This is a genomic window from Hymenobacter fastidiosus (genome assembly GCF_039539565.1).
GTDB classification, from domain to species: Bacteria; Bacteroidota; Bacteroidia; order Cytophagales; family Hymenobacteraceae; genus Hymenobacter; species Hymenobacter fastidiosus.
Genome location: NZ_BAABDJ010000030.1, coordinates 1 through 22,788, shown reverse-complemented (window position 1 = coordinate 22,788; position 22,788 = coordinate 1). Strand labels below are relative to the sequence as shown.

General features: G+C 62.9%; 21 protein-coding genes. 15 read left to right on the top strand and 6 right to left on the bottom strand.

Annotated elements, in window-relative coordinates; genetic code table 11:
* Positions 1 to 218 precede the first annotated feature (218 nt).
* Entirely contained in the window at positions 219 to 1,076 is an 858-nt protein-coding gene (locus ABD833_RS12970; protein WP_345073528.1) for a hypothetical protein, read from the bottom strand.
* A gap of 558 nt (positions 1,077 to 1,634) precedes the next feature.
* Here ABD833_RS12970 and ABD833_RS12965 point away from each other — a divergent pair.
* The 3 genes from ABD833_RS12965 to ABD833_RS12955 all read left to right on the top strand — a co-directional run bounded on the left by ABD833_RS12965 (position 1,635) and on the right by ABD833_RS12955 (position 3,664).
* The gene (locus ABD833_RS12965; RefSeq protein WP_345073526.1) at positions 1,635 to 1,973 is read left to right on the top strand and encodes a hypothetical protein; all 339 of its coding nucleotides are present in this window, start codon (positions 1,635 to 1,637) and stop codon (positions 1,971 to 1,973) included.
* 176 nt (positions 1,974 to 2,149) lie between these two features.
* A complete protein-coding gene (locus ABD833_RS12960) occupies positions 2,150 to 2,467 on the top strand; it encodes a cupin domain-containing protein (RefSeq protein ID WP_345073525.1) in 318 nt (105 codons plus the stop codon).
* 141 nt (positions 2,468 to 2,608) lie between these two features.
* Entirely contained in the window at positions 2,609 to 3,664 is a 1,056-nt protein-coding gene (locus ABD833_RS12955) for an AI-2E family transporter (RefSeq protein WP_345073524.1), read from the top strand.
* A gap of 73 nt (positions 3,665 to 3,737) precedes the next feature.
* Here ABD833_RS12955 and ABD833_RS12950 read toward each other — a convergent pair whose 3' ends face one another.
* Both ABD833_RS12950 and ABD833_RS12945 read right to left on the bottom strand, forming a co-directional pair.
* A complete protein-coding gene (locus ABD833_RS12950; protein ID WP_345073523.1) occupies positions 3,738 to 4,700 on the bottom strand; it encodes an NAD(P)-dependent alcohol dehydrogenase in 963 nt (320 codons plus the stop codon).
* A gap of 79 nt (positions 4,701 to 4,779) precedes the next feature.
* Positions 4,780 to 5,169, bottom strand: coding sequence for a group III truncated hemoglobin (locus ABD833_RS12945; protein WP_345073521.1), 390 nt, complete (start codon positions 5,167 to 5,169; stop codon positions 4,780 to 4,782).
* Positions 5,170 to 5,329: 160 nt separating this feature from the next.
* On the opposite strand from ABD833_RS12945, the gene ABD833_RS12940 reads away from it, so the two are divergent.
* On the top strand, positions 5,330 to 7,753 hold the full coding sequence (locus tag ABD833_RS12940) for a heavy metal translocating P-type ATPase (protein ID WP_345073520.1): 2,424 nt from the start codon (positions 5,330 to 5,332) through the stop codon (positions 7,751 to 7,753).
* A gap of 190 nt (positions 7,754 to 7,943) precedes the next feature.
* Entirely contained in the window at positions 7,944 to 8,102 is a 159-nt protein-coding gene (gene ccoS, locus ABD833_RS12935; RefSeq protein ID WP_135497086.1) for a cbb3-type cytochrome oxidase assembly protein CcoS, read from the top strand.
* Between the two features lie 48 nt (positions 8,103 to 8,150).
* On the opposite strand, the gene omp85 is transcribed toward ccoS, so the two are convergent.
* Positions 8,151 to 9,551 (bottom strand): Omp85 family outer membrane protein, encoded by a 1,401-nt coding sequence (gene omp85, locus ABD833_RS12930; RefSeq protein ID WP_345073518.1) that lies wholly within the window; start codon positions 9,549 to 9,551, stop codon positions 8,151 to 8,153.
* Positions 9,552 to 10,051: 500 nt separating this feature from the next.
* On the opposite strand from omp85, the gene ccoN reads away from it, so the two are divergent.
* The 9 genes from ccoN (at position 10,052) to ABD833_RS12885 (ending at position 19,478) form a co-directional block, all read left to right on the top strand.
* Entirely contained in the window at positions 10,052 to 12,277 is a 2,226-nt protein-coding gene (gene ccoN / locus ABD833_RS12925; protein ID WP_345073517.1) for a cytochrome-c oxidase, cbb3-type subunit I, read from the top strand.
* Between the two features lie 199 nt (positions 12,278 to 12,476).
* A complete protein-coding gene (locus tag ABD833_RS12920) occupies positions 12,477 to 12,674 on the top strand; it encodes a hypothetical protein (protein ID WP_345073516.1) in 198 nt (65 codons plus the stop codon).
* Between the two features lie 5 nt (positions 12,675 to 12,679).
* On the top strand, positions 12,680 to 13,570 hold the full coding sequence (locus tag ABD833_RS12915) for a cbb3-type cytochrome c oxidase N-terminal domain-containing protein (RefSeq protein ID WP_345073514.1): 891 nt from the start codon (positions 12,680 to 12,682) through the stop codon (positions 13,568 to 13,570).
* Positions 13,571 to 13,731: 161 nt separating this feature from the next.
* Complete coding sequence (gene ccoG, locus ABD833_RS12910) at positions 13,732 to 15,141, top strand: cytochrome c oxidase accessory protein CcoG (protein WP_345073513.1); 1,410 nt, start codon at positions 13,732 to 13,734, stop codon at positions 15,139 to 15,141.
* Positions 15,142 to 15,297: 156 nt separating this feature from the next.
* Positions 15,298 to 15,777 (top strand): FixH family protein, encoded by a 480-nt coding sequence (locus tag ABD833_RS12905; protein ID WP_345073512.1) that lies wholly within the window; start codon positions 15,298 to 15,300, stop codon positions 15,775 to 15,777.
* Positions 15,778 to 15,852: 75 nt separating this feature from the next.
* Positions 15,853 to 16,584, top strand: coding sequence for a sulfite exporter TauE/SafE family protein (locus ABD833_RS12900; RefSeq protein WP_345073511.1), 732 nt, complete (start codon positions 15,853 to 15,855; stop codon positions 16,582 to 16,584).
* A gap of 50 nt (positions 16,585 to 16,634) precedes the next feature.
* Complete coding sequence (locus ABD833_RS12895) at positions 16,635 to 17,552, top strand: universal stress protein (RefSeq protein WP_345073510.1); 918 nt, start codon at positions 16,635 to 16,637, stop codon at positions 17,550 to 17,552.
* 65 nt (positions 17,553 to 17,617) lie between these two features.
* Positions 17,618 to 18,559, top strand: coding sequence for an oxygen-dependent coproporphyrinogen oxidase (gene hemF / locus ABD833_RS12890; protein WP_345073509.1), 942 nt, complete (start codon positions 17,618 to 17,620; stop codon positions 18,557 to 18,559).
* Between the two features lie 211 nt (positions 18,560 to 18,770).
* Entirely contained in the window at positions 18,771 to 19,478 is a 708-nt protein-coding gene (locus tag ABD833_RS12885; protein ID WP_345073507.1) for a hypothetical protein, read from the top strand.
* Between the two features lie 266 nt (positions 19,479 to 19,744).
* Here the strand turns inward: ABD833_RS12885 and ABD833_RS12880 are convergent, their stop codons facing one another.
* On the bottom strand, positions 19,745 to 20,617 hold the full coding sequence (locus tag ABD833_RS12880; protein WP_345073505.1) for a universal stress protein: 873 nt from the start codon (positions 20,615 to 20,617) through the stop codon (positions 19,745 to 19,747).
* 120 nt (positions 20,618 to 20,737) lie between these two features.
* The gene (locus ABD833_RS12875) at positions 20,738 to 21,274 is read right to left on the bottom strand and encodes a glutamyl-tRNA reductase (RefSeq protein WP_345073503.1); all 537 of its coding nucleotides are present in this window, start codon (positions 21,272 to 21,274) and stop codon (positions 20,738 to 20,740) included.
* Positions 21,275 to 21,968: 694 nt separating this feature from the next.
* On the opposite strand from ABD833_RS12875, the gene ABD833_RS12870 reads away from it, so the two are divergent.
* Complete coding sequence (locus ABD833_RS12870) at positions 21,969 to 22,643, top strand: TetR/AcrR family transcriptional regulator (protein WP_345073501.1); 675 nt, start codon at positions 21,969 to 21,971, stop codon at positions 22,641 to 22,643.
* Positions 22,644 to 22,788: the final 145 nt, after the last annotated feature.

Here is a 22,788-nt window from a genome sequence, read left to right as displayed (position 1 = left end):
CCCTACACGGTCAAACCGGTGCCCCGGCTTGGAAACAGCTGTAAGACCGTAGTTTAACGTGTTGCAAACCACCGTTTACAAGATGTAAAAGGGCATTGCGGCTTATTTAAATCACCGTTTTCTTGTATCGGAACTGAAAAGGGTGTTTCAAGACCGCATCCCCCCTTTCTTCGGTGAGCCTAGACCGTTTGGCTTCGGTGTTAAGAGCACTTAGCTCGCTAATCAGCCCGGTTTAACCCTCCCTTAGCGGTACGGGGACGTTCCCCCAACCGAAACAGGTCGTAGCTGAGCGTAGCATAAAAGGCCGTCGCCCGCAGGCCGTACTGGGGCGTGCTGCCAATATGCGTAACGGGCCCGCCGCGTTGACTACTACTGAAAGAACTAACCGACGTTCCCTCGTAGTAGAGGCTGTAGAGTTGATGCCGATAGCTGAGCGTGAGCGTATATCGTTGCCAGGTAGCGCCCACTTCTTCACAAAAGCCCAACGTCGGCCGCTCGTAGCCCACCTGCCGGAACGCCGACTGTTGAAACGGCTCCGCCAGAAACCCATCAGCCACGGGCAGGCTGATGCCGTAGGCTTCGCGCTGATTTACCCCGTCGTAGCGGGCATAGGCCTGAATGTTCCACCAGTCGAGCAGACTGGTGCCAAACCCGGCCAGTACCCGTACCGGGCCAACCCGCCGGTGGTAGCGCAGGCTGACTACTGCTTGTGCCGCCGTCGTGCGCAAATGGTACGTTTTGGTGGGAAACGCTTCGTGTCCCGTGGCAAACGTGTGATGATAGCGCACAGGACGCAGGCTCATGCCCGCGTGCAGGCTAAGGGGCCCCCGCCGCGGAAAGAGCGTGGCCGCGAAGCCGACCACGGGCCGTACGCCACCGTCCACGTTGTGGTGCTGCAGGTAGTTGGGCTCGAAAGGCGCTCGGTTCGCGTCCTCAATCGCACCTTGGAGGCGCAACTGTGGCAATGCCCCGCCCAGGAGTGGGGCTAGGTGCAGCCGCCACCTCAGTGGGGCAGGAGTTCGGGTGCTGGTATCGGAGAGGGCGAGGGTCAGTAACAGCAACGTAGAACAGAGCATCGGGCTAAAGAAGAATAGCAGGATAGTAAAAATACTCCTTTCGGCGAACGGCCGGAATCAGGCCTACACCAAGTGACCAACTGGCCGCTGTAGCGCGCGATGAATTTAAGAAGCCCGTCTACGAACTAAAGTTTACGAAATAGTCCGCATGGATGAGTTTCGTAAACGCCCAAACCTGAAGCCTTGTCCTCGGCAAAGTACCAAGGCGGGCGCGGCGGCGCGGCGGGTCGGAACCCGTACATATTTCGGAACGAGTCCGGGACGTGTTCGGGAAGCTGCATTGTGTTGAGAGATTCTTCCGGAAGTAAGCCAGATTTAACTCCTTGCGCTATCACCTCAGGAATGCTTTGCCATCCAGTTGCGTGAATTTGCTTGACGTACTATGATTTCCGTTTCCTGAGAGTACCCCTGTTGTTGTTCCGGCGGCGCGTTTCCCCGACCGCCGGGGGCCACGGCCGGGGCTGATAAAGCTCATGGATACGGGTGAGGTTTGTCATGCCGGGGGCAGCCGGCGCCCGGTAGTTTTGGGCTATCCAATGGTGCCAGGCAACCGCCGCTTTGTCTGCTGCCGCTACTTACCAGCTCATGACGCAGGAATTACTATTCGACCTGGAGAATAACGCGAAGGAATGGCTGGCGCTGTCGCTGTCCATCTCTTCGGCCGAGCGGGTATCGTTCGGCAACGTGCACGACCGGTTTTTTGCCCGTTACGGCCCGAATTTCATGGCTCACGTGTACCGCACGGCCATAGAGCAGGTACTGCCGAACCTGCCGGGCGACGCCCGCAGTCAGGTTCTGGATGCTTTCCAGCAAGCCATGGATGAGGCCATTCAGAAGCAGGCCTACGCCCTGCCCACGCCGTCGGACTGCTCGGCCTGCCACTCCCGGAAGTTCTGATGGCGAGGCGGTTTAGTCGTTCGTTGAATTTGATCAGGCCGTCATGCTGAGCGCAGCCGAGGCATCTCGCGTGTGGTGGTGACTCAATCGTTCAACGATGCGAGCGAGATGCTTCGGCTATGCTCAGCATGACGACCTGATGGACATAAATGCTTAAAAAATACACCCCACTGCTTATGACCTCAACCTATCCACCCCTGAAAAGCGGCAGCCTGCTGGCGGGCCGCCACGCCCCCGCCGGCGAACAAAAAGCCCTGGTGCTGCTGGAAAAGAACGGCCAGAAAGTTATCTACAAAACCTTCGCGGCCGGCGAAATCATGCCCACCCACCACGCCTCCGTCGATGTATTCGTGGCGGTGCTGGCCGGCCGGCTCATCATTACCCAAGAAGACGTGCCGACCGAGGTAACGGCCGGCGACTACGTCATCATCCCCAACGGCGCGCCGCATTCGCTGCACTGCCTGGAACCCGCCCGCATTCTGATTTATCGGTAGGCGCCAAGCCAGCTTTATTCCCAATTCAGAGAACTCACCGGCAAGCGCCAGGACGGCACTATCCTCCATCTGAAAGAGGGCGAGCACCGGCGGATGAACGGCAAAATGATGCGCAACCCCAGCTTTATGAAACGACTGTAAATGACCAGCCCGCCCTCCAACATCTACACGCCGTACCAGCGGCACCTGCTGCTCATTGTGGCGCTGGTGGCGCTGGGCGGCCTCGTGCTCGTGGGGCTGGCCAGCTACGTATCGGCGTTTCTGGGCGCGGGCATTTTGTACGTGGCGCTGCGGCCCTGGTTCACGGCCCTCGTGCACCGGCGCGGCTGGAACCGGCAGCTGGTGACGGTGGGGCTGCTGCTATTTACGGTGGTGGTCCTGCTCATTCCCTTCTATGCGCTCAGCACCATGCTCTTTGAGCGACTGCGTAGCATTGGCCAGTACACCGAGCAGGTGGTGGCGGTGGTGCGCCGGCTGGAGCGGCTGACCGGCTACACGTTCAGCAGCGAGCAAAACGTGCGGACCCTGCTGGGCCAGGTGGCCGGCGCCGTGAGCCGCTGGCTGCCCACGCTGGCCGGCAGCGTGCTGCACCTGGCTGTGGTGGTGGGGCTGCTGCTGTTCAGCCTGTATTTTCTGTTCGTGCAGGAAGAAGCGTTTCTGCGCAACCTGCGCCGCTATCTGCCCTTCCGGCCCGACACCCTCGACCAGCTGCAGGACGCGCTGCAGAACAACGTGCAGGCCAACGTGCTGGGGCAGGTGCTGATTTCGGCGGTGCAGGGCCTGCTCACGGGCCTGCTACTGGGGGTATTTGGGGTGCCTGACCCGGTGTTCTGGGGCGCCATCGGCTTTTTTGTGGCCTTTATTCCGGTGCTGGGTACGCCCCTGGTGTGGGGGCCGGCGGCGCTCTACCAGTTTGCGCAGGGGGCCACCGGGCAGGGCGTGGGCATCCTGCTGGTGGGTTTCGTGGTGGTGATGAACGTGGACAACCTGCTGCGCATCGTGCTGGCCCGGCGCATGGGCCACATCCACCCGCTCGTGACGCTGGCGGGCGTGACGCTGGGCGTAGGCCTGTTTGGCATCCTGGGGCTGGTAATTGGGCCGTTGCTGCTCTCCTATCTCGGGGTGCTGCTGGGAGTATTCGCCGAGGAAAACCGCCGGGCGCGGGCCACCGAAGCCTCCGAATCAGTGGCGGCTTAGCCCGCGGCGGGAGTTTTTAGGCCCCAAAAACCAACTAAGCTATTTACTCGCTCCGGCTAAAGCACGAAGGTTTTCAGGTAAGCGTAATCACCACGTTGCCAACTTTTTGTCCGGTTTCCACATAGTGGTAGGCCTCCACAATTTTCTCCAGCGGGTATCGCCTGTCGAGTACCGGCTTAAATCGGCCGGTTTCGGCCAGCTCTTTCAGGAAAAGAACGTCTTCCTTGGTGATGGCTGGCAGTGGAAACAACACCTTCCTGCCCCCCAAAAACGGGGTAATGAGCGCGAGATAGATGTTGGCTCCCCGGTACCCAAGCTCGGTCGAAATGTAGATGCCGCTCTTGGTTAGCAGGGGCTTACACGCGGTAAAGGAGCTTTTCCCGCAGGCATCAAACGCAAAGTCGAATACCTGGTCGGTTTTGGTGAAGTCCCGGGTGGTATAGTCGATGACCACATCAGCCCCTAACGATTTCACGAGGGCCACGCTCGGCGTGCTGCACACGGCGGTAACCGTTGCCCCAAAGGATTTTGCCAGCTGCACCGCGGCCGAACCAATGGCGCCGGTGGCGCCATACACCAGCAGGTTTTGGCCGCTTTTCACCTTGGCGGCCCGCATAGCGCTCAACGCGTAGTGGGCACCCTCGCACATTGGAGCGGCCTCCTCGTAGGTTAAGTTGCCGGGCAGGGTGGCAATGGCTGCCTGCTCGGCCAGCGTCAGGTACTCGGCGTGCGCGCCGAAGCTGGCGTCGTTGTAGCCAAATACCTTGTCGCCGACCGTGAACAGGCTGACGCCGGAGCCGATGGCTTCAATCTCTCCGGCAAACTCGTTGCCCAGGGTTGGGAATTTTGGCCGCAGCAGCCCACTGAAGAACCGGCTGACAAAGTATTCGGCGCTCCGGAATCCGCAGTCGGTGCGGTTCACCGTGGTGGCGTGCACCTTTATCAGTACCTCGTTTTCCTTGGGAGCGGGCTTCTCAACTTCCAGTAGCTGCACTACCTCGGGTGGTCCGTATTTGGTGTTGATGGCGGCTCTCATGCGGGGTTTAAGCTGGTCCTGACGGCCTAATCTACGCGGTTATTTCCACCCTTTAACCCAGTGGCATCATCGGTCCGCCTTATAGCAGGGCGAGCGGGTTACGTTCGCGCAGGCGGTGCTCAAACAGGGTGGCAATGCCTCGGGCGCGCACCTTGGCTTCCTCCGCCCTGGGGCCGACGAATAGCGCATTTACCGTCGCCTCGAACAGGGCCAGCCAGCGCTGAAAGTGGGCGGCCGCAATGGGCAGCGGCAGGTGCCTGGGAAAGGGCCGGCCGTGGTAGCGCGTGGTGCCCAGCAGCAGGCTGCTCCAGAAATCATACATCACGGGCAGGTGGCGGGGCCAGTCGACGTGGGCGAAGTCGTTGAACACCGGGCCCAGCAGCGCATCCTGCCCAACTTTGGCGTAAAATCCATCGACAAGCAGCCGGATGTCGGCTTCGGAAGCAATATCGGGCCGGGGGTTGGTCATGGCGGGTAAAGCGGCTGGTTGCGTTGCTGCAACGGCGGCTCAAAGGTGCGACGCCGGAAGCCGGGTGGGACTGAGATGAATCAGACTTCGGCCTGACGTTCATCAGGTTTTCCCGGTAAGGCAAACCGGAGCTTTGAGGCTGCCATCAGCCTGCCCGCCCGTGCCCCTACCCGCCGCCCCCGAAACCCTGAACCGCGTTGCCTGCACCCACTGCGGCGACGACTGCCCCGACGAGCCTGTTCAGCTGGCCGAGCACCCTGAGCTGCATTTCTGCTGCCCGGGCTGCCAGGCCGTGTACGAGCTGCTGGCGGCCAGCAACCTGTGCGGCTACTACCGCCTCGACGAGCAGCCCGGCCAGCGCGTGAAAACCGTGGAATTACCCGGCCGCTTCGACTACCTCGACCTGGAATCGGTGCAAAGCCAGCTGCTGGCCTTCCGCTCGCCCACGCTGGCCCGGCTCACGCTCACCATCCCGCAGATGCACTGCGCTTCCTGCATCTGGCTGCTCGAAAACCTGTTCAGGCTGAACGCGGGCATCCGGGAGTCGCGGGTCAATTTCCTGCGCAAGGAGCTGACGGTAAGCTACCATCCTGCTACCACCAGCCTCAAAGACGTGGTGACGCTGCTGGCCGCCATCAACTACGAGCCGCAGATTACGCTGGCCGAGCTGGGCGCGCAGCCCCACGCCGCCAATCGCACGCTCTACTACCAGTTGGGCGTGGCCGCTTTTGGCTTCGGCAACGTGATGCTGCTGGCCTTTCCCGACTACTTTTCCTTCACCGAAGGGCTGCACGCCGCGTTCGGGCAATTCTTTGGGTGGCTGAGTTTGCTGCTGGCGTTGCCGGTGCTGCTGGTGAGTGCGCGGGGGTTCTACCAGTCGGCCTGGCAGGGGCTGCGGCAGCGCTACATCAACCTCGACTTTCCCATCAGCCTCGGCCTCACGGCCCTGTTTGCGACCAGCGTATTCGACGTGCTCACCCAACGCGGACCGGGCTACTTCGACTCGTTCACGGGCCTGGTGTTTTTCATGCTCATCGGCAAGTGGGTGCAGCAGCACAGCTACGACGCCCTGCGCTTCGACCGCGACTTCACCTCCTACTTTCCCGTGGCCGTGACGCGGCTCACCAAAGCCGGCGAACAGTCGGTGTCGGTGAAGGAGCTGCTGGCCGGGCAGCGCATCCGGGTGCGCCACCAGGAAATTATTCCGGCCGACGCCGTGCTGCTGCGCGGCGCGGGCCTGATTGACTACAGCTTCGTGTCGGGCGAGAGCGTGCCGGTGGCCAGGGCCGTGGGCGAAGTAGTGTATGCCGGCGGGCGGCAGATGGGCGAGGCCATCGAATTGGAAGTAGTGCGCGAAGTGTCGCAGGGCTACCTCACGCAGCTCTGGAACAACCCCGCCTTCGAGAAAGAAGCCCGGCCCACCCTGGAAACCTACGCCAACCACGTCGGCCGCTACTTCGTGGCCCTCACGCTGACGCTGGCCGTGGGCTCGGTACTGTACTGGTACCCCAGGGACCCGCAGATGGCGCTGCGCGCCTTCACCTCGGTGCTGATTATTGCCTGCCCCTGCGCGTTGTCGCTGGCCACGCCCTTCGCCATGGGGGCCGCGCTGCGGGTGCTGGGCCGCCGCCGGCTCTACCTGAAAAACGCCGCCGTAATCGAGACGCTGAGCCGTGCCGATACGCTGGTGTTCGACAAAACCGGCACGCTCACCGATGCCCATCGCGCGGCCGTCGATTTCTCCGGTCCGGCCCTTTCCCGCGAGGATGCGCGGCGTGTGGCGGCGCTCGTCGGTCAATCCACGCACCCGCTGAGCCAGCGCCTGGCCGCGCATCTGGGGCCTACTGACTTTGTGGTGGAGGAGTACGTCGAAATCCCCGGCCGGGGCATCAGCGGCGTGGTGGCCGGCACGCCGGTTCGCGTGGGCTCAGCGGCATTTGTCGGAGCCAATACGCCCAAACAAGGGCCGACAGAACCGCAAACCCGCGTGTACGTGGCCCTGAACGGGCAGCCGGCCGGGTGCTACGATATCCGCAGCCAGTACCGCGAGAACCTGCCGGCGCTGCTGCGGCAGCTGGGCCAGCGCTACCAGCTGGCGCTGCTCACCGGCGACAACGACGCGGATGTCATCCCGCTGCGCCAGCTCTTTGGGGCCGGGGCCGAGCTGCGGTTCCAGCAGTCGCCGCTCGACAAGCTCGCCTACGTGGAAGCCTTGCAGCAGCAGGGCCGCCGGGTGGTGATGGTGGGCGACGGCCTGAACGACGCCGGCGCCCTGCAGCGGGCCGACGTCGGCATTGCCCTCACCGAGACGCTCACCAACTTCTCGCCCGCCTGCGACGCCATTCTGGAAGCCAGCAGCTTCGGCCGGCTGGCCACCATCCTGCGCTTCGCCCGCGACTGCCGCTACATCGTGCTGGCCACGTTTCTGCTCTCCTTCTGCTACAACGGCATCGGCCTGAGCCTGGCGGTGCAGGGCCGGCTCACGCCCATTGCCTCGGCCATCCTCATGCCCATCAGCTCGCTCAGCGTGATGGTTTTTGCTACCCTGCTGGTGCGCTACGCCGCTCACCGCCGCCGGCTGTAAGCTGTCGTTTTCAGCGTATTTGAACAGTGAGCAAAAAGAACGTCATACCGAGCACAGCCGAGGTATCTCGCTCGCATCGTTGAACCGAAGGTCAGCGTAGCTAACGATTGGATTACTACCACACGCGAGTTGCCTCGGCTGCGCTCGGCATGACGTTCCTCTAAAAAATCTGCTGCTAAACCATCCCACCATGACCATCATCTTCCTGCTCATCGGCATCAGCCTACTGGTAGCTCTCACGTTTTTAGGCGCGTTCCTGTGGGCCGTGCGCTCGGGCCAGTACGAGGACACCTACACGCCCGCCGTGCGGATGCTGTTTGAAGACGCGGATAGCGACAAAAACCCCTAACTGCACACAAGTTTGTGAGCTGCATGAGGTTACTTTCGCTTAGGGCCATTAGAAATTCTGCCCGATGCCGAAATAGAACAGCCGGTCTTCTTTGGACAAGCCGTAATCGGCATAGATGATGGTGGACAGGTTCCAGGCGATGCGGGCCCCGGCCCCGTACGAAAACCGGACGTCGCGGAAGCCCAGGTCCTGCCACCGGTCGCGCACCGTGCCGGCATCGGCAAACGGGGCCACGCCCAGCCCGAAGTTCTGCTTGCCCAGCTTCACATCGGCCAGCCGGATGCGCAGCTCGGCGTTGGCAAACGCCAGCGAGCGGGCCAGGAAGCGGTTGGCCCGGTAGCCGCGCAACGACTGCCGGCCCCCCAGGGCATTGATGCTGCCATCGGGGCTCCACTGGTCCTGGAACTCAAAAAATGGCGCTTTTTCCCCGAAAATGTTGCCGACGCCGACGCGTCCGGCCAGCACCGTGCGCTTGCCGACGGGCAGCTTGCGGTAGGCCCGACCCTGGAAAAACAGCTTGTTGAAGCTGAACTGCGACCCAATGACCGGGCTGGAAAACTCGTTGGCCGCTTCGAAGTAAACCCCGCGGGTAGGGTCGGGCTCGAAGTCCCGCGTATCGTGAATCAGCGCCGCCTGAATAATGGATACCCAGCCCCCGTCGAGGCCAAATATCAACCCTTGCTGCGCATCGCGCTGGAGCAGCGCCGTGCCATTGGGAGCCGTGGTTTGCTGGCCGGTAACGGGGAGGGTCGCTTCGGCTTTCGTGCCTTGGAAAGTGGCATACGACAGGTGCTGAATCTCGTAGCCGCCCATGACGCGCCATTTGCCTTTGCCCAGGGCGTAGTCGGCCTTGAGGTTCAGCATAACCTCGGTTTCCCGGAACCGGTTGGACAGGGCATCGGTGACCTCCGCGGCTTCGCCGGGCTGCCCGGGCCGCAGGGCCTTGCGGGCAGCATCGTACTGGGCGTAGGTGGCAAACGTAACGCCCGGATTCGAGGGCAGGCGCAGGCGACCAAGCGTGGCCTCGGAGGAGCCGAAGTACAGGTTGGCCGGGTTTTGCTGCGCCTTGAAGTCGAGGCGGTAGCGCCAGCGCGTACCCTTGTAGTAAGGCACGTCCAGGGAAATCGTCAACTCGCGGGCGTTGCTGGTGTAGTACGCCGCATTGGCGCGTAGGCGCATGAGGTAGGGCGTGTAGGCAAACAGCGGATTGTCGCGGTTGCCGTTCCAGATAATGTTGGTTTTCACCCCAAAACCCACCCCCGTAACCGGGTCGGAAGACAGGTCCGGCAAGCCGGTCACGAACCGGCCTTCCCGTTTTTTGGCCAGGTCGTCGTCCGACATGCGCTTGGAGCGGATAAAGGAGAGGCTATCCACTTGTTGGGCAAAGGCCCCGGATGCCAACAGGCCGAATGAGGCCGTTAGCCAGGTACGCAACATCTTTTTGGACATGTGTTTTTTGAGAGGTGATTTTAGGGGCAGCAGGAGGCACGTCGCCGCCAGCGGGACATGCAGGAATTGCAGGAATTGCAGCAGGCGCGCCGTAAACATAGTGCCCTATTCTGTGCAAATTCTGTAGTCGTTAGGGAGGTATAGGGCTTCCACACCAAAATTCACAACTGCGTTTCCAGTCTCTGAAGGCACTTGGGCACCAGCAGCTTTTTGGAGTTTTCAACGCCTCACTTACGTTTCCAAGTGCTGGGGGCAGCTGTGCAAAATTTGGTGCGGAAGCCAGATGAAGCATGACGTTCATCAAGAACCTATTCGGATAGGTTCTCAGTAACTGCCGGTACCACCCTTGCGCGATAGCCGTCGCTTAACATCAAAAAATGCCTTTTTTGATGTTAGCCCCCGCACCTGACATCAATCAGCCGCCCGGCTGACGTTCGTCACCTTTTCAGAAATGCCCCCGCAAGACCTTTGAAGCAGTAAAAAACACTCTTCCGAGGCCCATGCAAGCTGAAATAGAATTACCCACCGCGGCCCCGCTGCCGCTGCTGGTGGCCCCGCCGCCCGAGCGCGGCATCGAAACCTTCTTCTACGATAATAAGATTGTCCGCGACTTTGGCATTGCCACCGTCATCTGGGGCATTATCGGGATGCTGGTGGGGGTGCTGGCCGCCTTTCAGCTGGCCCGGCCCGAGGTGAATTTGGGCAACGCCTACACCACCTTCGGCCGCATCCGGCCGCTGCACACCAACGCCGTGATTTTCGCCTTCGTGGGCAACGGCATTTTCACGGGCGTGTACTACTCGCTGCAGCGCCTGTGCAGGACGCGCATGTTCTCCGACGTGCTCAGCAAGATTCACTTCTGGGGCTGGCAGCTCATCATCGTCTCGGCCGTGATTTCGCTGCCGCTGGGTCTGACTACTTCCAAAGAATACGCCGAGCTGGAATGGCCGATTGACATTGCCATTACGCTGGTGTGGGTGGTGTTTGGCTGGAACATGTTCGGTACCATTGCCCGGCGGCGCGAGCGGCACCTGTACGTGGGCATCTGGTTCTACATTGCCACCTTCCTGACGGTGGCGGTGCTGCACATCGTCAACTCGGCGGCGCTGCCGGTGAGCTTCATGAAAAGCTATTCGGCCTACGCCGGCGTGCAGGATGCGCTGGTGCAGTGGTGGTACGGCCACAACGCGGTGGCCTTCTTCCTCACCACGCCCTACCTGGGGCTGATGTACTACTTCCTGCCCAAGGCGGCGGAGCGGCCGGTGTATTCCTACCGCCTGAGCATCATTCACTTCTGGTCGCTGATTTTCATTTACATCTGGGCCGGGCCGCACCACCTGCTCTACACCGCCCTGCCCGACTGGGCCCAGAGCCTGGGCGTGGCCTTCAGCATCATGCTGATTGCGCCGAGCTGGGGCGGCATGATTAACGGCCTGCTGACGTTGCGCGGCGCCTGGGACAAAGTCCGCACCGAGCCCGTGCTCAAGTTCTTCGTGGTGGCCATCACGGCCTACGGCATGGCCACCTTCGAAGGCCCCATGCTGGCCCTGAAAAACGTGAATGCCCTGGCCCACTTCACCGACTGGATTGTGGCCCACGTGCACGTCGGGGCCCTGGGCTGGAACGGTTTTCTGACCTTCGGCATGCTCTACTGGCTCTGGCCGCGGCTCTACAAAACGCCGCTGCACTCCACCAAGCTGGCCAACACGCACTTCTGGCTGGGCACGCTGGGCATCCTGTTCTACGCCATCCCGATGTACTGGGCCGGCTTCACGCAGGGGCTGATGTGGAAGCAGTTCAACGCCGAGGGCATGCTGCAATACCCCAACTTCCTGGAAACCGTCCTGCAGCTGGTGCCCATGTACTACCTGCGCGGCATCGGCGGGGTGCTCTACCTGAGCGGCGTGTTTCTGATGATGTTCAACCTGTACAAAACGGCTAAAGCCGGCACGCTGCTGGTCAATGAAAAGGCCGAAGCGCCCGCGCTGCTGCCCGAAGCCCAGGACCCGCACGCCACCGGCGGCCACTGGCACCGCTGGCTGGAGCGTCGCCCGTTTCAGCTGGCCGTGGGCGCTACGGTCGCCATCCTCATCGGCGGCGTTATCGAAATGGTGCCGATGTTTTTGGTGAAGAGTAACGTGCCCACCATCGCTTCGGTGAAGCCTTATACCTCGCTGGAATTGCAGGGCCGCGACCTCTACATCAAGGAAGGCTGTTCGAACTGCCACACCCAGATGGTGCGCCCCTTCCGCTCCGAAACCGAGCGCTACGGCGAGTACAGCAAGGCGGGCGAGTTCGTGTACGACCGGCCCTTCCTCTGGGGCAGCAAGCGCACCGGCCCCGATTTGCACCGCCTCGGGGGCAAGTACCCGCATTCCTGGCACTACAACCACATGATGGACCCCACCAGCATGTCGCCCGGCTCCATCATGCCGCCCTACCCGTGGCTGCTCGACAACGAAATCGACTACTCCGACCTGCCCGCTAAAATCCGGGTGCTGCAGCAGCTGGGCACGCCTTACCCCGCCGGCTACGACCAGCAAGCCGTGGCCGATGCCCAGCAACAGGCGAAAGGCATCGTGGCCGACCTGAAAAAAGAGGACATCGACGTGAAATCCGACAAGGAAATCGTGGCCCTGATTGCCTACCTGCAACGCCTCGGCACCGACATCAAGGTGAAGCCCGAGCAGGCCGCGGCTATGGCCGAAGCGTCGGCAGCACAGTAGCCGCGCAGCCGGTCGCCTCACCCCCGGCCCCTCTCCAAAAGAGAGGGGAGCCTGACGCCAGCGCCGAGCCGGTGCCCCCTCTCTTTTGGAGAGGGGGTCAGGGGGTGAGGCGAACGGCCGCAACGAAGCGGTAGAGATGCTTCGACAAGCTCAGCATGACGAACCGACTGGTAATCCAAAGCCCCAATCCCCACGCATCATGTACAAAGAAGTTCTGCAGTCCATCACGGGCATTGCCATTTATCCGCTCATCTCCTTCGTCATCTTCTTCCTGTTTTTCGTGGCCCTGCTGGGGTACGTGCTGGTCGTCAACCGCCAGCACATCAGCACCATGAGCATGCTGCCGCTGCTGGAAGACGCGCAAGTCACGCCTGCTAAACCCGAACCCTCATGCTAGCGCCCGTGAAAACTGCCCGGTTGGGGTTGCTGACCGCGGCTGGCCTGCTGCTAAGCGCCGTAGCCAGCGCCCAAACCCCGGAGGCAACCGCGCCGGTCAAAGCGGCCGGTATGAACGGCCAGGAGCTGCTGTTCTGGGTGCTGCTGGGCGTACTGGGTTTGCTGCTGCTGGTACTGCTGCTCACGGGCATCGGCATCGTAGTGCAGATGAAGCCGCAGCTGCGCCAGCTCTACGACCTGCCCACGGTGCACGATACCTGGAGCGGCAAAGTGCTGGGCCTGCTGGTGGGCGACGCCACGCTGGTGCGCGGCGAATACCGGGACGAGCTGCTCGACCACAACTACGACGGCATTCACGAGTTCGACAACGACCTGCCGCCGTGGTGGAAATACGGGTTTGGCTTCACCATCGTGTTTGCCTTCGTCTACGTGGGCTACTACCACCTCACCACGAAAGGCCAGCTGCAGGTGGCCGAGTACGAAACCGAAATGCAACAGGCGGCCCTGCTCGTTTCAGCCGGCTTTGACGACCCGACCAGGCTCACCACCTACCTGGCCCTGACCACCGCCGCCGACCTGAGCAGCGGCAAAAGCATCTACGCCACCAACTGCGCCCCCTGCCACGGGGCCAACGCCGAAGGCAAAGTCGGCCCCAACCTGACCGACGAATTCTGGCTGCACGGCGGCGAAGTGAACCACGTCTACAAAACCATCAAGTTCGGCATTCCGAGCAAGGGCATGGTGGCCTGGAAAGGCAAGCTCTCGGGCAAACAGATTCTGCAGGTGACTTCCTACGCGCTGAGTCTGCAGGGCTCGCAGCCCGCCAATGCCAAGGAGCCGCAGGGCGAGAAAGAAGCCGCTGCCAAACCGGGCGGCAAGCCAGTGGCTAGCCGGTAGCCGGTCGCCTCACCCCCCGGCCCCCTCTCCGAAAAAGGAGAGGGGGAGCCAGTCAACAACAGAATAGGACTAACATCGAATCAATACTATCCGCGCCGCCGTGGCTCCCCCTCTCCCTTTCGGAGAGGGGGCCGGGGGGTGAGGCGAACGTCAGAACAACCATGGCCACTACCCAATTCAAACCCGACGACGCGTACCGCGACACCATCTCCACGGTGGATGCGGCGGGCAAGCGGGTGTGGCTCTATCCCAGGAAGCCCGCCGGCCGGCTCTACCGCGCCCGCAAGTGGCTCAGCTACGGCTTGCTGGCCGTGCTGTTTGCCGGGCCCTGGCTGCGGCTCAATGGCCTGCCGCTGCTGATGTGGAACCTGCCGGCGCGGAAATTCATCATCCTGGGTCAGATTTTCTGGCCCCAGGACTTCTTCATTCTGCTGCTGGCCACGCTCACGTTTCTGGTGTTCATCATCCTGTTCACGGTGGTGTATGGGCGGGTATTTTGCGGCTGGGTGTGTCCGCAGACCATTTTCCTGGAGATGGTGTTCCGGCGCATCGAGTACTGGCTGGAAGGCGACGCGCCCCAGCAAAAGGCCCTGGACCGCGCCGCCTGGGATTGGAACAAAACCTGGCGCAAAACCACCAAGCACGTCCTCTTCCTGGCCGTGTCGTTTCTGATTGCCAACACCTTTCTGGCCTACATCATCGGCTCGGATGCGCTGGTGGCCATCGTGACGGACCCGCTGACGGCGCACCTGGGCGGGCTGGCGGCCATGGTCGGGTTCACGGGCGTGTTCTACGCCGTGTTTGCGCGGTTCCGGGAGCAGGTGTGCACCATTGTGTGCCCCTACGGCCGCCTGCAGGGCGTATTGCTCGACCAGGACAGCCTCGTGGTGGCTTATGATTACAAACGGGGCGAGCCGCGTGAGAAGCTGCACAAAAACCAGGCGCGCGCCGCCGGCGACTGCATCGACTGCCACCAGTGCGTGCAGGTCTGCCCCACCGGCATCGACATCCGCAACGGCGCCACCCAAATGGAATGCACCAACTGCACGGCCTGCATCGACGCCTGCAATTCCATCATGGACCTGGTGAACCTGCCGCAGGGCCTCATCCGCCACGCCTCGGAAAACGGCATCGCCAACGGCACCAGGTTCCGGTTCACGGGCCGCGTGAAGGCGCTGTCGGGTGGCTTGGTCCTGCTGCTGGCCGTGCTCACGGGCCTGCTGGTCTCGCGCTCCAACGTGGAAGCCACCGTGCTGCGCACACCGGGCCAGCTCTACCAGAAAACCGACCGCGGCACCATTACCAACCTCTACAACATCTCCGTCATCAACAAAACCAACGGCAGCTACCCCATCACCCTGCGCATCCTGGAGCCCGCGCAGGGCCGGATTTCGCTCATCGGCGCCACCGGCCTCAAGCTGCCCGCCCAAGGCATCACCGAAGGCGTCTTTTTCGCCGAATTGCCCCGCACGGCCCTGCACCGCACCAACCAGAAAATCCGCATCGGCCTGTTCAGCGGCGGCGAGCTGATAAGTGAAACCAGCACCAAGTTTCTCGGGCCTTCGCAGTGATGTTTTGACTGACTAAATAATCAGAAAGAACGTCATGCTGAGCGCAGCAGAGCGGAGCCGAAGCATCTCTACCTCATACTAATCAATGCGGTTGCAACGAAGCGGTAGAGATGCTTCGACAAGCTCAGCATGACCGTTCTAAAATCACAATAAACCATGACCACCCCGGCTATTTCCTCTCCCAAACGCAGCGTCTGGCCCTATGCCATCGTTGCCGTCTTCGTGCTCTTCGCCGCCTACATCGGCTCGATGGTGTACCGGGCCATGCAGACCGACGTGAACCTGGTCAGCGCCGACTACTACCAGCAAGAGCTGGCCCACCAGCAGCGCATGGACGCGGTGGCCCGCACCGCCGCTTTGCCCACTCCCGTGCAGGTGCGCTACGATGCTGCCAGTCGCCGCCTGATTCTACAATTGCCGGCTATTCTGGCCGGGCCGGCCGTGCAGGGCCAGGTTCACTTCTTCCGCCCCTCCAATCAGGCCCTGGATTTTGCGCTGCCGCTGCAAACGGCGGCCGACCTGCGCCAGTTCATCAACACCAGCAAAATGGCGGCCGGCTTGTGGCGGGTGCAGCTTGATTTCACGGCGGGCGGGCAGGCCTATTTCCTCGAACAAGACCTCACGCTTGGTGAATGAGCGAATGGGTGAATGCAAATAAGTCATTACCCAAGCGCCCCGCTCACCCACTCAACTCATTCACCCATTCACCCATTGATTTTAACCGGATTCCTGTTTGGGTTGCTGGGCAGCTTCCACTGCGTGGGCATGTGCGGGGCCATTGCCCTGGCGCTGCCCGGTGGCGTGGATGCGGCCACCTCCCCGCTGCGCTACGCGGGCGGCCGCCTGCTCTACAACCTGGGCCGGGTCACGACCTACGCCACGCTGGGGGCCGGGGCGGGCCTGGTGGGCCAGGGCCTGCGTCTGGCCGGGGTGCAGCAGGGCCTGTCCATTGCCTCGGGCGTGCTGATTCTGCTGCTGGTGGCCGTACCGGAGCGCTACCCCAGCCGCCTGGCGGGTCTGCTGGGTTTGGACCGGCCGCTGGCCTGGGTGAAAAACACGTTGGGCCGCTTGTTTCAGCAGCCGACGCTGCCGGCCCTGTACGCCACGGGCGTGCTCAATGGCCTGCTGCCCTGCGGCCTGGTGTATCTGGCCCTGGCCGGGGCGCTGAGCGCGCCGGGCGTGGCGGGCGCGGCGGCCTACATGGCCTGCTTCGGGCTGGGCACGCTGCCGCTCCTGTTCGGCTTGTCGCTGGGTGGGCGGCTGGTGCCGCTCGTGTGGCGCACCCGCATGCGCCGGGCCGTGCCCTACGCGGCCTCGGTGCTGGCGGTGCTCTTCATCGTGCGCGGCCTGGGGCTGGGCATTCCCTACCTCAGCCCCCAACTAAGTCCGCCAACCACCAAAACCACCGCGACCCAACCGGCCACGGTGCACTACTGCCACTAGCCGCTTCATTCCTTATTCCCCATTCTTCGGCCTTCGGCCTGCTTTCGCCCATGAAAACCATCCTCGTTCCCATCGACCACACCCCGGCCGCCGAGCATACGCTGGCCTACGCCAACAAGCTGGCCGTGCGCTGGCCGGCGGAAGTGGTGCTGCTGTATTGCCACCAGCTTGACGCGACCGACGAGCCGGCCATCGTGCTGCTGGCCCAGGAACAGCGGCTGCGCGGGCTGGTGGAGCGCCTGCGCTACCAGCAGCTCACCCGCCAGAACGGCCGGCGGATTCAATACCGCTACCGGGTGCTGGCCGGCTGCCTGCACGACCACGTGCAGGCTGAAGCCGCGGCCTGCGCCGCCGACCTGGTGGTGATGGGCCTCGAGCACATCGACTGCGGCCGGCAAGTGGCCCCCGGCAACCACGCGGCCACCGTTACCGCATTGGTCAGCTGCCCGGTGCTGATAGTGCCGGCGGGGCGGCGGGCCTTGCCCAACCGCCTGGTTTTTGCCGCCGATTTCGACGCGTTGAACCTGCACCTGCTGCCCCGGCTCTCGGGCCTGGCCAGTGCCTTTCCGGGGCCGCTGGACCTGGTGCAGTTCTACCCGCACACGGCCCGGCCCCGGCGGCGGCAGCTGAAGCAGGCCCTGAGCCGGGCCGCGGCCCAGCTCACCTGGCCCACCATCACCGAGCACCTGGTGGAAGACGAGGCCCCGCTGGAAGGCGTCAGTGAGTATTGCGCCCGCACGCTGGCGCAGCTGCTCATTATTGCCCCGGCCGACACCGCGCAGCTGCTGCGCTACTTCGACCGGTGCTACACCCAAACGCAGGCCTACCACACCCAAATCCCCGTGCTGGTACTGCGGGCGGCCGAGCACCCGGCCTCGGACAGCTGCTGCGAGCACTGCCACGAACGGCTGGCGCAGGAAGCAACCGCCACCCGGCTTGCCGCTTATCGCGCTGTGCCCTGGGTCTGAATGTAAGGTCCGGTTCCGGCCCCAGCCCTTGGCAAAGCCCGGCTCACGCTTAAATCTGCTGCTGTATGAATACTGTTGTTGAAACTCTTGCCCCGCCCCGCACCCGGGTGGAAAACTGGATGCGCAGCTTCCAGGACTGGCTCTGCTACCGGCTGGAGCTGGCCGATGGCAGCAGCGTCAGGTTCACCGAAACGCCCTGGGAGCACGCCGGGGGCGGGGGCGGCCGCACGCGGGTGCTGCTGCAGGGCGAGGTGCTGGAAAAAGGTGGAGTGGCCTTTTCCGCCGTATGGGGCGGGCTCACCGAGCAAGCCGCGCACGCCCTGCTCTTGCCCGACCGCCGCTACTTCGCCACCGGCGTGAGCGTGGTGCAGCACCCACGCAGCCCCATGGTGCCCATCTCGCACATGAACGTGCGCTACTTCGAGGCCGGTAACGGCGAAGCCTGGTTCGGCGGCGGCCTCGACCTGACCCCGATTTACGTGGACGAGGCCCAGGCCCGCTGGTTTCATGAGCAGATACGCGCGGTGTGCCAACGCCATAACCCGGACTATTACCCGCGCTTCAAGCAGTGGGCCGACGAGTATTTCTACCTGCCCCACCGGAAGGAAACCCGCGGTATCGGCGGCATCTTCTTCGACCGCCTCACCGTGGGCCAGGACGGCTCGTTCGAGGAGCTGTTCGCCTTCGTGCAGGACGTGGGCGAGGTGTACGGCCGCACCTACGGCACCATCATGCGCCAGAACCGGGACCTGCCCTACACCGGGCGCGAAAAGCAGTGGCAGCAGGTGCGCCGCAGCCGCTACGCCGAGTTCAACCTGGCCATCGACCGGGGCACCCGCTTCGGGCTGGAAACCGGCGGCCGCACCGAAAGCATCCTCATGAGCCTGCCGCCGCAAGCCGAGTGGCACTACGATTATCGGGTCGAGCCCGGCTCAGCGGAGGAAGCCACGCAGCAGTGGCTGCGCCAGGGCGTGGAGTGGGCGGCCGTGTCTGATGTTGCGGCTTAACGCTTACCCAAAACAAAAAGAACGGTCATGCTCATCTGGCGTCCGCGTAGCCGAAGCATCTCGCTCGCATCGGTGAACGATTGGATTACTACCACACGCGAGATGCTTCGGCTACGCGGACGCCAGATGAGCATGACGTTCTGGTTTTATTTAAACGGCCACACTGAATAAGCTACCGGCGCCTTTCAAGCCCCCTTTTCCCCCTGTCCTCATGCGCGTCCCCCCCATCCTCGCCGCTGCCGCTTTTGCCTTACTGCTGGCAGCCTGCGACACCAAAAGCCCCAACGGCATGCCCGACCAGTCACCCGGACAAAGCTCGGTGCAAGCCCTGCCAGCCACCGCTCCCAGGCCCGACCCGGCCGCTGCGCGCACCGAAAATCCGGTGATGCCCGCCGACACTTCCGTGGCCGGGGCCTGGCTGCTGCTGGAAGGTGCCCTGCGCGGCCACGATGCCGGGGTGCTCAACCAGCTCATCGACCCGGAATTTGGCCTCTGGATTCTGGAGCAGCCCGGCGCGATGCCGCTGGTGACGCGGGTGGCCGCGGTGGGCACTTTTCGCCGCGCTTACCAGAATCTGCCCCTGTTTTCGCTGGATAAGCAGTTGATGACCTGCCCGCAGCTGCGCGTCATGCAGCAGCTGCCCGACGCTGATTGCGGCCGGCAAACCAGGCAGAACGCGGGCTTTGCCCAATCGGGCTGCTTCGCCGGTCCCGCCACCGCTTTTCGGAGCCTGGACCTCTGGCCCGGTGCTACCGTGAAAGGCGGCACGGCGGCCCAGGGCAAGGCCGCGCAGGGCCGCACCGTGCGCACCGTGCTGCAAACCCGCACGGGCTTCCGGTTTCACTTCGCCAAGTCGGCGGGCGTGGGCGGGCGCTGGCGGCTTATTTTCATCGACCTGCGCGAGCCCTGTATGGCTTGAGGCCCCGGGGGCTAAGTAGGCCGAAGGAATTAGTTTGACTTATCCGCACGTCATGCTTCATCTGGCGTCCGCCTGTCGAAGCATCTCTACCGCTTCGCTGAACGGACCTGATGAAGCGGTAGAGATGCTTCGACTTCGCGGACGCCAGATGAGCAGGACGTTTTTTTTATTGCCAAGTAATTTTCACGACCTACTTATAATCGAAAACACCCGGCTGAATTATCGGCCGGGTGTTTTCAGTTGGAACGATGAGCCAAATAGGTGGCCTACGCCAGCTTGAAAGTGAGCACCGGCGGAAAGGCATGGGTAGCCACGGATTCGGCGATGCTGGTCTGCAGGAAGCGGCGCAGGCCGGTGCGGCCGTGGGTGGGGATGACCAGCAAATTCGCCTGCACCTGCCGGGCATACCTGGGGATACCCTCGCTGGGGCTGGAGTCGATAAAAACGGCTGGCCGCGGGTGCTGCAGGCCGTGGCGCTGCGCGAAAGCCGCGATTTGTGCCCGCACGGCGGCGCTCCGCGCTTCCTCTTCTATCACTTGCAGCAGGTGCAGCTCAGCCTCGGGGAACAGGGCCTGCACCTGGCGCAAGCCACGCACGGCCTGGTCGGCTTCAGCCGTGAAGTCGGACGCGAACAGGATGCGGCGGGGCGCAAAATCCGCCACGGCGTATTTCACGGTGAGCACCGGGCAGGGAGCCAGCCGCACCAGCTGCTCGGTGTGCGAGCCCTCGAAAAGACCTTCCCGGCCCGGGTGAATCTGGGCGCCGATGACCACCAGATCGATGTGCTGCTCTTCGATGGCCTGCAGAATGGCCGAGTCGGTGCGGGCCGTTAGCACCAGGTCGCGCACGGGTACCGTGGGGGCGGTCCGGCGGGCTTCGCTCACCAGCTCGTGCATGCGCCGCCTGGTTTCATGCAGCAGTTGCAGCATCAATACGTCGTCCATTCCTCCGTCGCTGTGCGGCAGCCCGGTGCCCCCGGCCGACCCGCCGGGGGGGGCGCTGACAGGAGCCGTTTCGGGTACTTCCACCACGTGCAGCAGCGTCACGCGGCTGCCCATCCGGCGGGCCAGCTGCAGGGCAACGGCAAAGGCGTGGTGCGATTCGGCGGAGAAGTCGGTGGGAACCAGCAGGTTTTTCATGAGGACAAGACGCGAAAAGGTGGGTTGGACCGGACCTTGAGCGGGACCCGGCATAACGCAAATATCCGGTTCCGTTTCGCCGCCCCGAATGACCGCCCCGAGCCGAAAAGGTGACGTTTGTCAGGCCGTCGGCGCCAGGCAGGGGGTGAGTGAGGCGGGCGGGCGGGCCGATCTGACCTGTGCCGGAACCGGTTGCCGCTCCAGATCAAACAACGCCGTAAGGGATTCCACCAGCTGGCCGGGTTCCCCGCGCTTACAGGCGGCTTTGAGCTGCAGCACGGGCTGCCTGAGCACCTTTTGCATCAGCGACCTGGTTATTTCATCCAGCAGGCCGGCTTCGGCGGGGCTCATTTTCTTGCCGAAGCGCTTCATTTCGTCCTGTCGCAGCTGCTCCAGGGCGTTTTTCAGCTTCTGGATGGTGGGCGAAACCTCCGTTTCCTCGCTCCGGTCCTGCAGCCCGGCCATGCTTTCGGCGATGATGGCCCGCCCCTGCGGCACGGCCGCCAGCCGGCGCTCCAGGGCCGCGGAGGCTTGGCTCTGGATGGCATCCGGAGGGTAGAGCAGCACGCCGGCCACCGTTTCCGCGTCGGGGGCAATGCTGCGGGCCAGAGGGGTCTTCTGGTGGGTAAGGCAAACGGCCTTGAACAGCTGGTTCATACGGGAGATTGAGGAAAAGCCACTGGCAACCCCGCCGCGCACGGGCGGGGTGCTCACCAACAAAGGTCCCTCAAACCCAGGGCGAAAAGCATGACGCCCGTCATTTGCCCGCCTGATCCGTGTCATGGCGGGCCGGGCCAGGAAAGGTTTTCGTTGGGGGATGAACCCGCTGACTCACTCCTCAACAAGGGTCCGGGAAACGCAACGCGCGGCGCAACCCGGCCTGCTGCAACCGGCTGTTGCGCGGGGCCTTACTGAAACCCTGTGGGAGGAGCGGGAAGCGGGAAGTCAGCCTATGAGCAGGTTGCCGCTTCAGGGCGCGCCGGCCTGGTCACTGGTTTCGTTCCTTCATCTTTTAACGTCTGACCCCTAAACGCCTGGCTTCCCGCTCCGGACTGCTAACCGCCGGCAACTCACCTCACCCTACGTAATATCAACTGCAACTTATTCCCGGGCTGGCGATGTCCGGACGAAAAGGCCGGGCCGAAGTATTCGTCCCTGAAAAATTCAACGACCGTGGGGCTTCTTGCCAAAACGATACGCCGTGACCCGACTGCCAACGACGCAGGGGGCAGCGTCCGGTTTCACACTATTTTTAACAATAGCAAAACTATTAATTGCAAAAGTGCTCGTACCTTTGCCGCGTTCTGCTTGTCGGTTTCCCCTCTCATCGACAGAAGCGTCTGCCACCTCCATGAGCACCTCTCTCCGCCTTGACCTTAATGAAAAGCTCTGCCTGCGCGACCCCCAGGGCACCGACCTGGGCCGCCGCCTGGTGGCCGAAAGCGTGCGGCTCCTCGATGAAATCGGCTTCGAGAAGTTCACCTTCAGGAAGCTGGCGCGGCGCATCGAGTCCACCGAGGCCTCGCTCTACCGCTACTTCGAGAACAAGCACCAGCTGCTGATGTACCTGGTGAGCTGGCACTGGGCCTGGCTGCGCTACCAGATCCGGTTTCACACCCACAACGTGCCCGACGCCCGCGAGCGACTGCGCCTGATTCTGGGCATTCTCACCCGGGCCCACCAGGACGACCCGGTCACCACCCAGCTCGATGAGGCGGCCTTGTACCGTATCGTGGTCAATGAGGCGTCCAAATCCTACCTGACCCGCGACGTGGACGATGACAACCGGGCCGGCCTGTTCGGGGAGTACAAGCGGCTGGCGGCGGACATTGTGGACGTAGTACAGATAATAAACCCGGGCTACCCCTATCCGTATGCCCTGGTCAGCACTCTGCTGGAGTCAGCGCGCAAGCAGCTCTTCTTCGCCCGGCACCTGCCCTCCCTGACCGATGCCACCACCAGCAATACCGGCAAAAACACCCTTCAAGCCTTCCTGACCCAACTGGCCTTCGCCACGTTGGGCTAGCGCCTGCCCCGGCTCTTTTCCCCGCAACCCGACTAATCCGACTACTTCTTCCTGCATGGCAGACCCTAACGCTTCCTTCCTCACGCCCGGCCAGCGCCTGTGGCGGCTACTGGCCTCCGAGCGGCGCGACATCACCTACCTCTAC

Coding starts and splice junctions, on each gene's coding strand:
- ABD833_RS12955 (WP_345073524.1), top strand. CDS start 2,609: ATGACCAGCCCGCCCTCCAACATCTACACGCCGTACCAGCGGCACCTG.
- ccoS (WP_135497086.1), top strand. CDS start 7,944: ATGACCATCATCTTCCTGCTCATCGGCATCAGCCTACTGGTAGCTCTC.
- ABD833_RS12970 (WP_345073528.1), bottom strand. CDS start 1,076: ATGCTCTGTTCTACGTTGCTGTTACTGACCCTCGCCCTCTCCGATACC.
- ABD833_RS12960 (WP_345073525.1), top strand. CDS start 2,150: ATGACCTCAACCTATCCACCCCTGAAAAGCGGCAGCCTGCTGGCGGGC.
- ABD833_RS12945 (WP_345073521.1), bottom strand. CDS start 5,169: ATGACCAACCCCCGGCCCGATATTGCTTCCGAAGCCGACATCCGGCTG.
- omp85 (WP_345073518.1), bottom strand. CDS start 9,551: ATGTCCAAAAAGATGTTGCGTACCTGGCTAACGGCCTCATTCGGCCTG.
- ABD833_RS12885 (WP_345073507.1), top strand. CDS start 18,771: ATGCGCGTCCCCCCCATCCTCGCCGCTGCCGCTTTTGCCTTACTGCTG.
- ABD833_RS12905 (WP_345073512.1), top strand. CDS start 15,298: ATGACCACCCCGGCTATTTCCTCTCCCAAACGCAGCGTCTGGCCCTAT.
- ccoG (WP_345073513.1), top strand. CDS start 13,732: ATGGCCACTACCCAATTCAAACCCGACGACGCGTACCGCGACACCATC.
- hemF (WP_345073509.1), top strand. CDS start 17,618: ATGAATACTGTTGTTGAAACTCTTGCCCCGCCCCGCACCCGGGTGGAA.
- ABD833_RS12870 (WP_345073501.1), top strand. CDS start 21,969: ATGAGCACCTCTCTCCGCCTTGACCTTAATGAAAAGCTCTGCCTGCGC.
- ABD833_RS12950 (WP_345073523.1), bottom strand. CDS start 4,700: ATGAGAGCCGCCATCAACACCAAATACGGACCACCCGAGGTAGTGCAG.
- ABD833_RS12895 (WP_345073510.1), top strand. CDS start 16,635: ATGAAAACCATCCTCGTTCCCATCGACCACACCCCGGCCGCCGAGCAT.
- ccoN (WP_345073517.1), top strand. CDS start 10,052: ATGCAAGCTGAAATAGAATTACCCACCGCGGCCCCGCTGCCGCTGCTG.
- ABD833_RS12920 (WP_345073516.1), top strand. CDS start 12,477: ATGTACAAAGAAGTTCTGCAGTCCATCACGGGCATTGCCATTTATCCG.
- ABD833_RS12875 (WP_345073503.1), bottom strand. CDS start 21,274: ATGAACCAGCTGTTCAAGGCCGTTTGCCTTACCCACCAGAAGACCCCT.
- ABD833_RS12880 (WP_345073505.1), bottom strand. CDS start 20,617: ATGAAAAACCTGCTGGTTCCCACCGACTTCTCCGCCGAATCGCACCAC.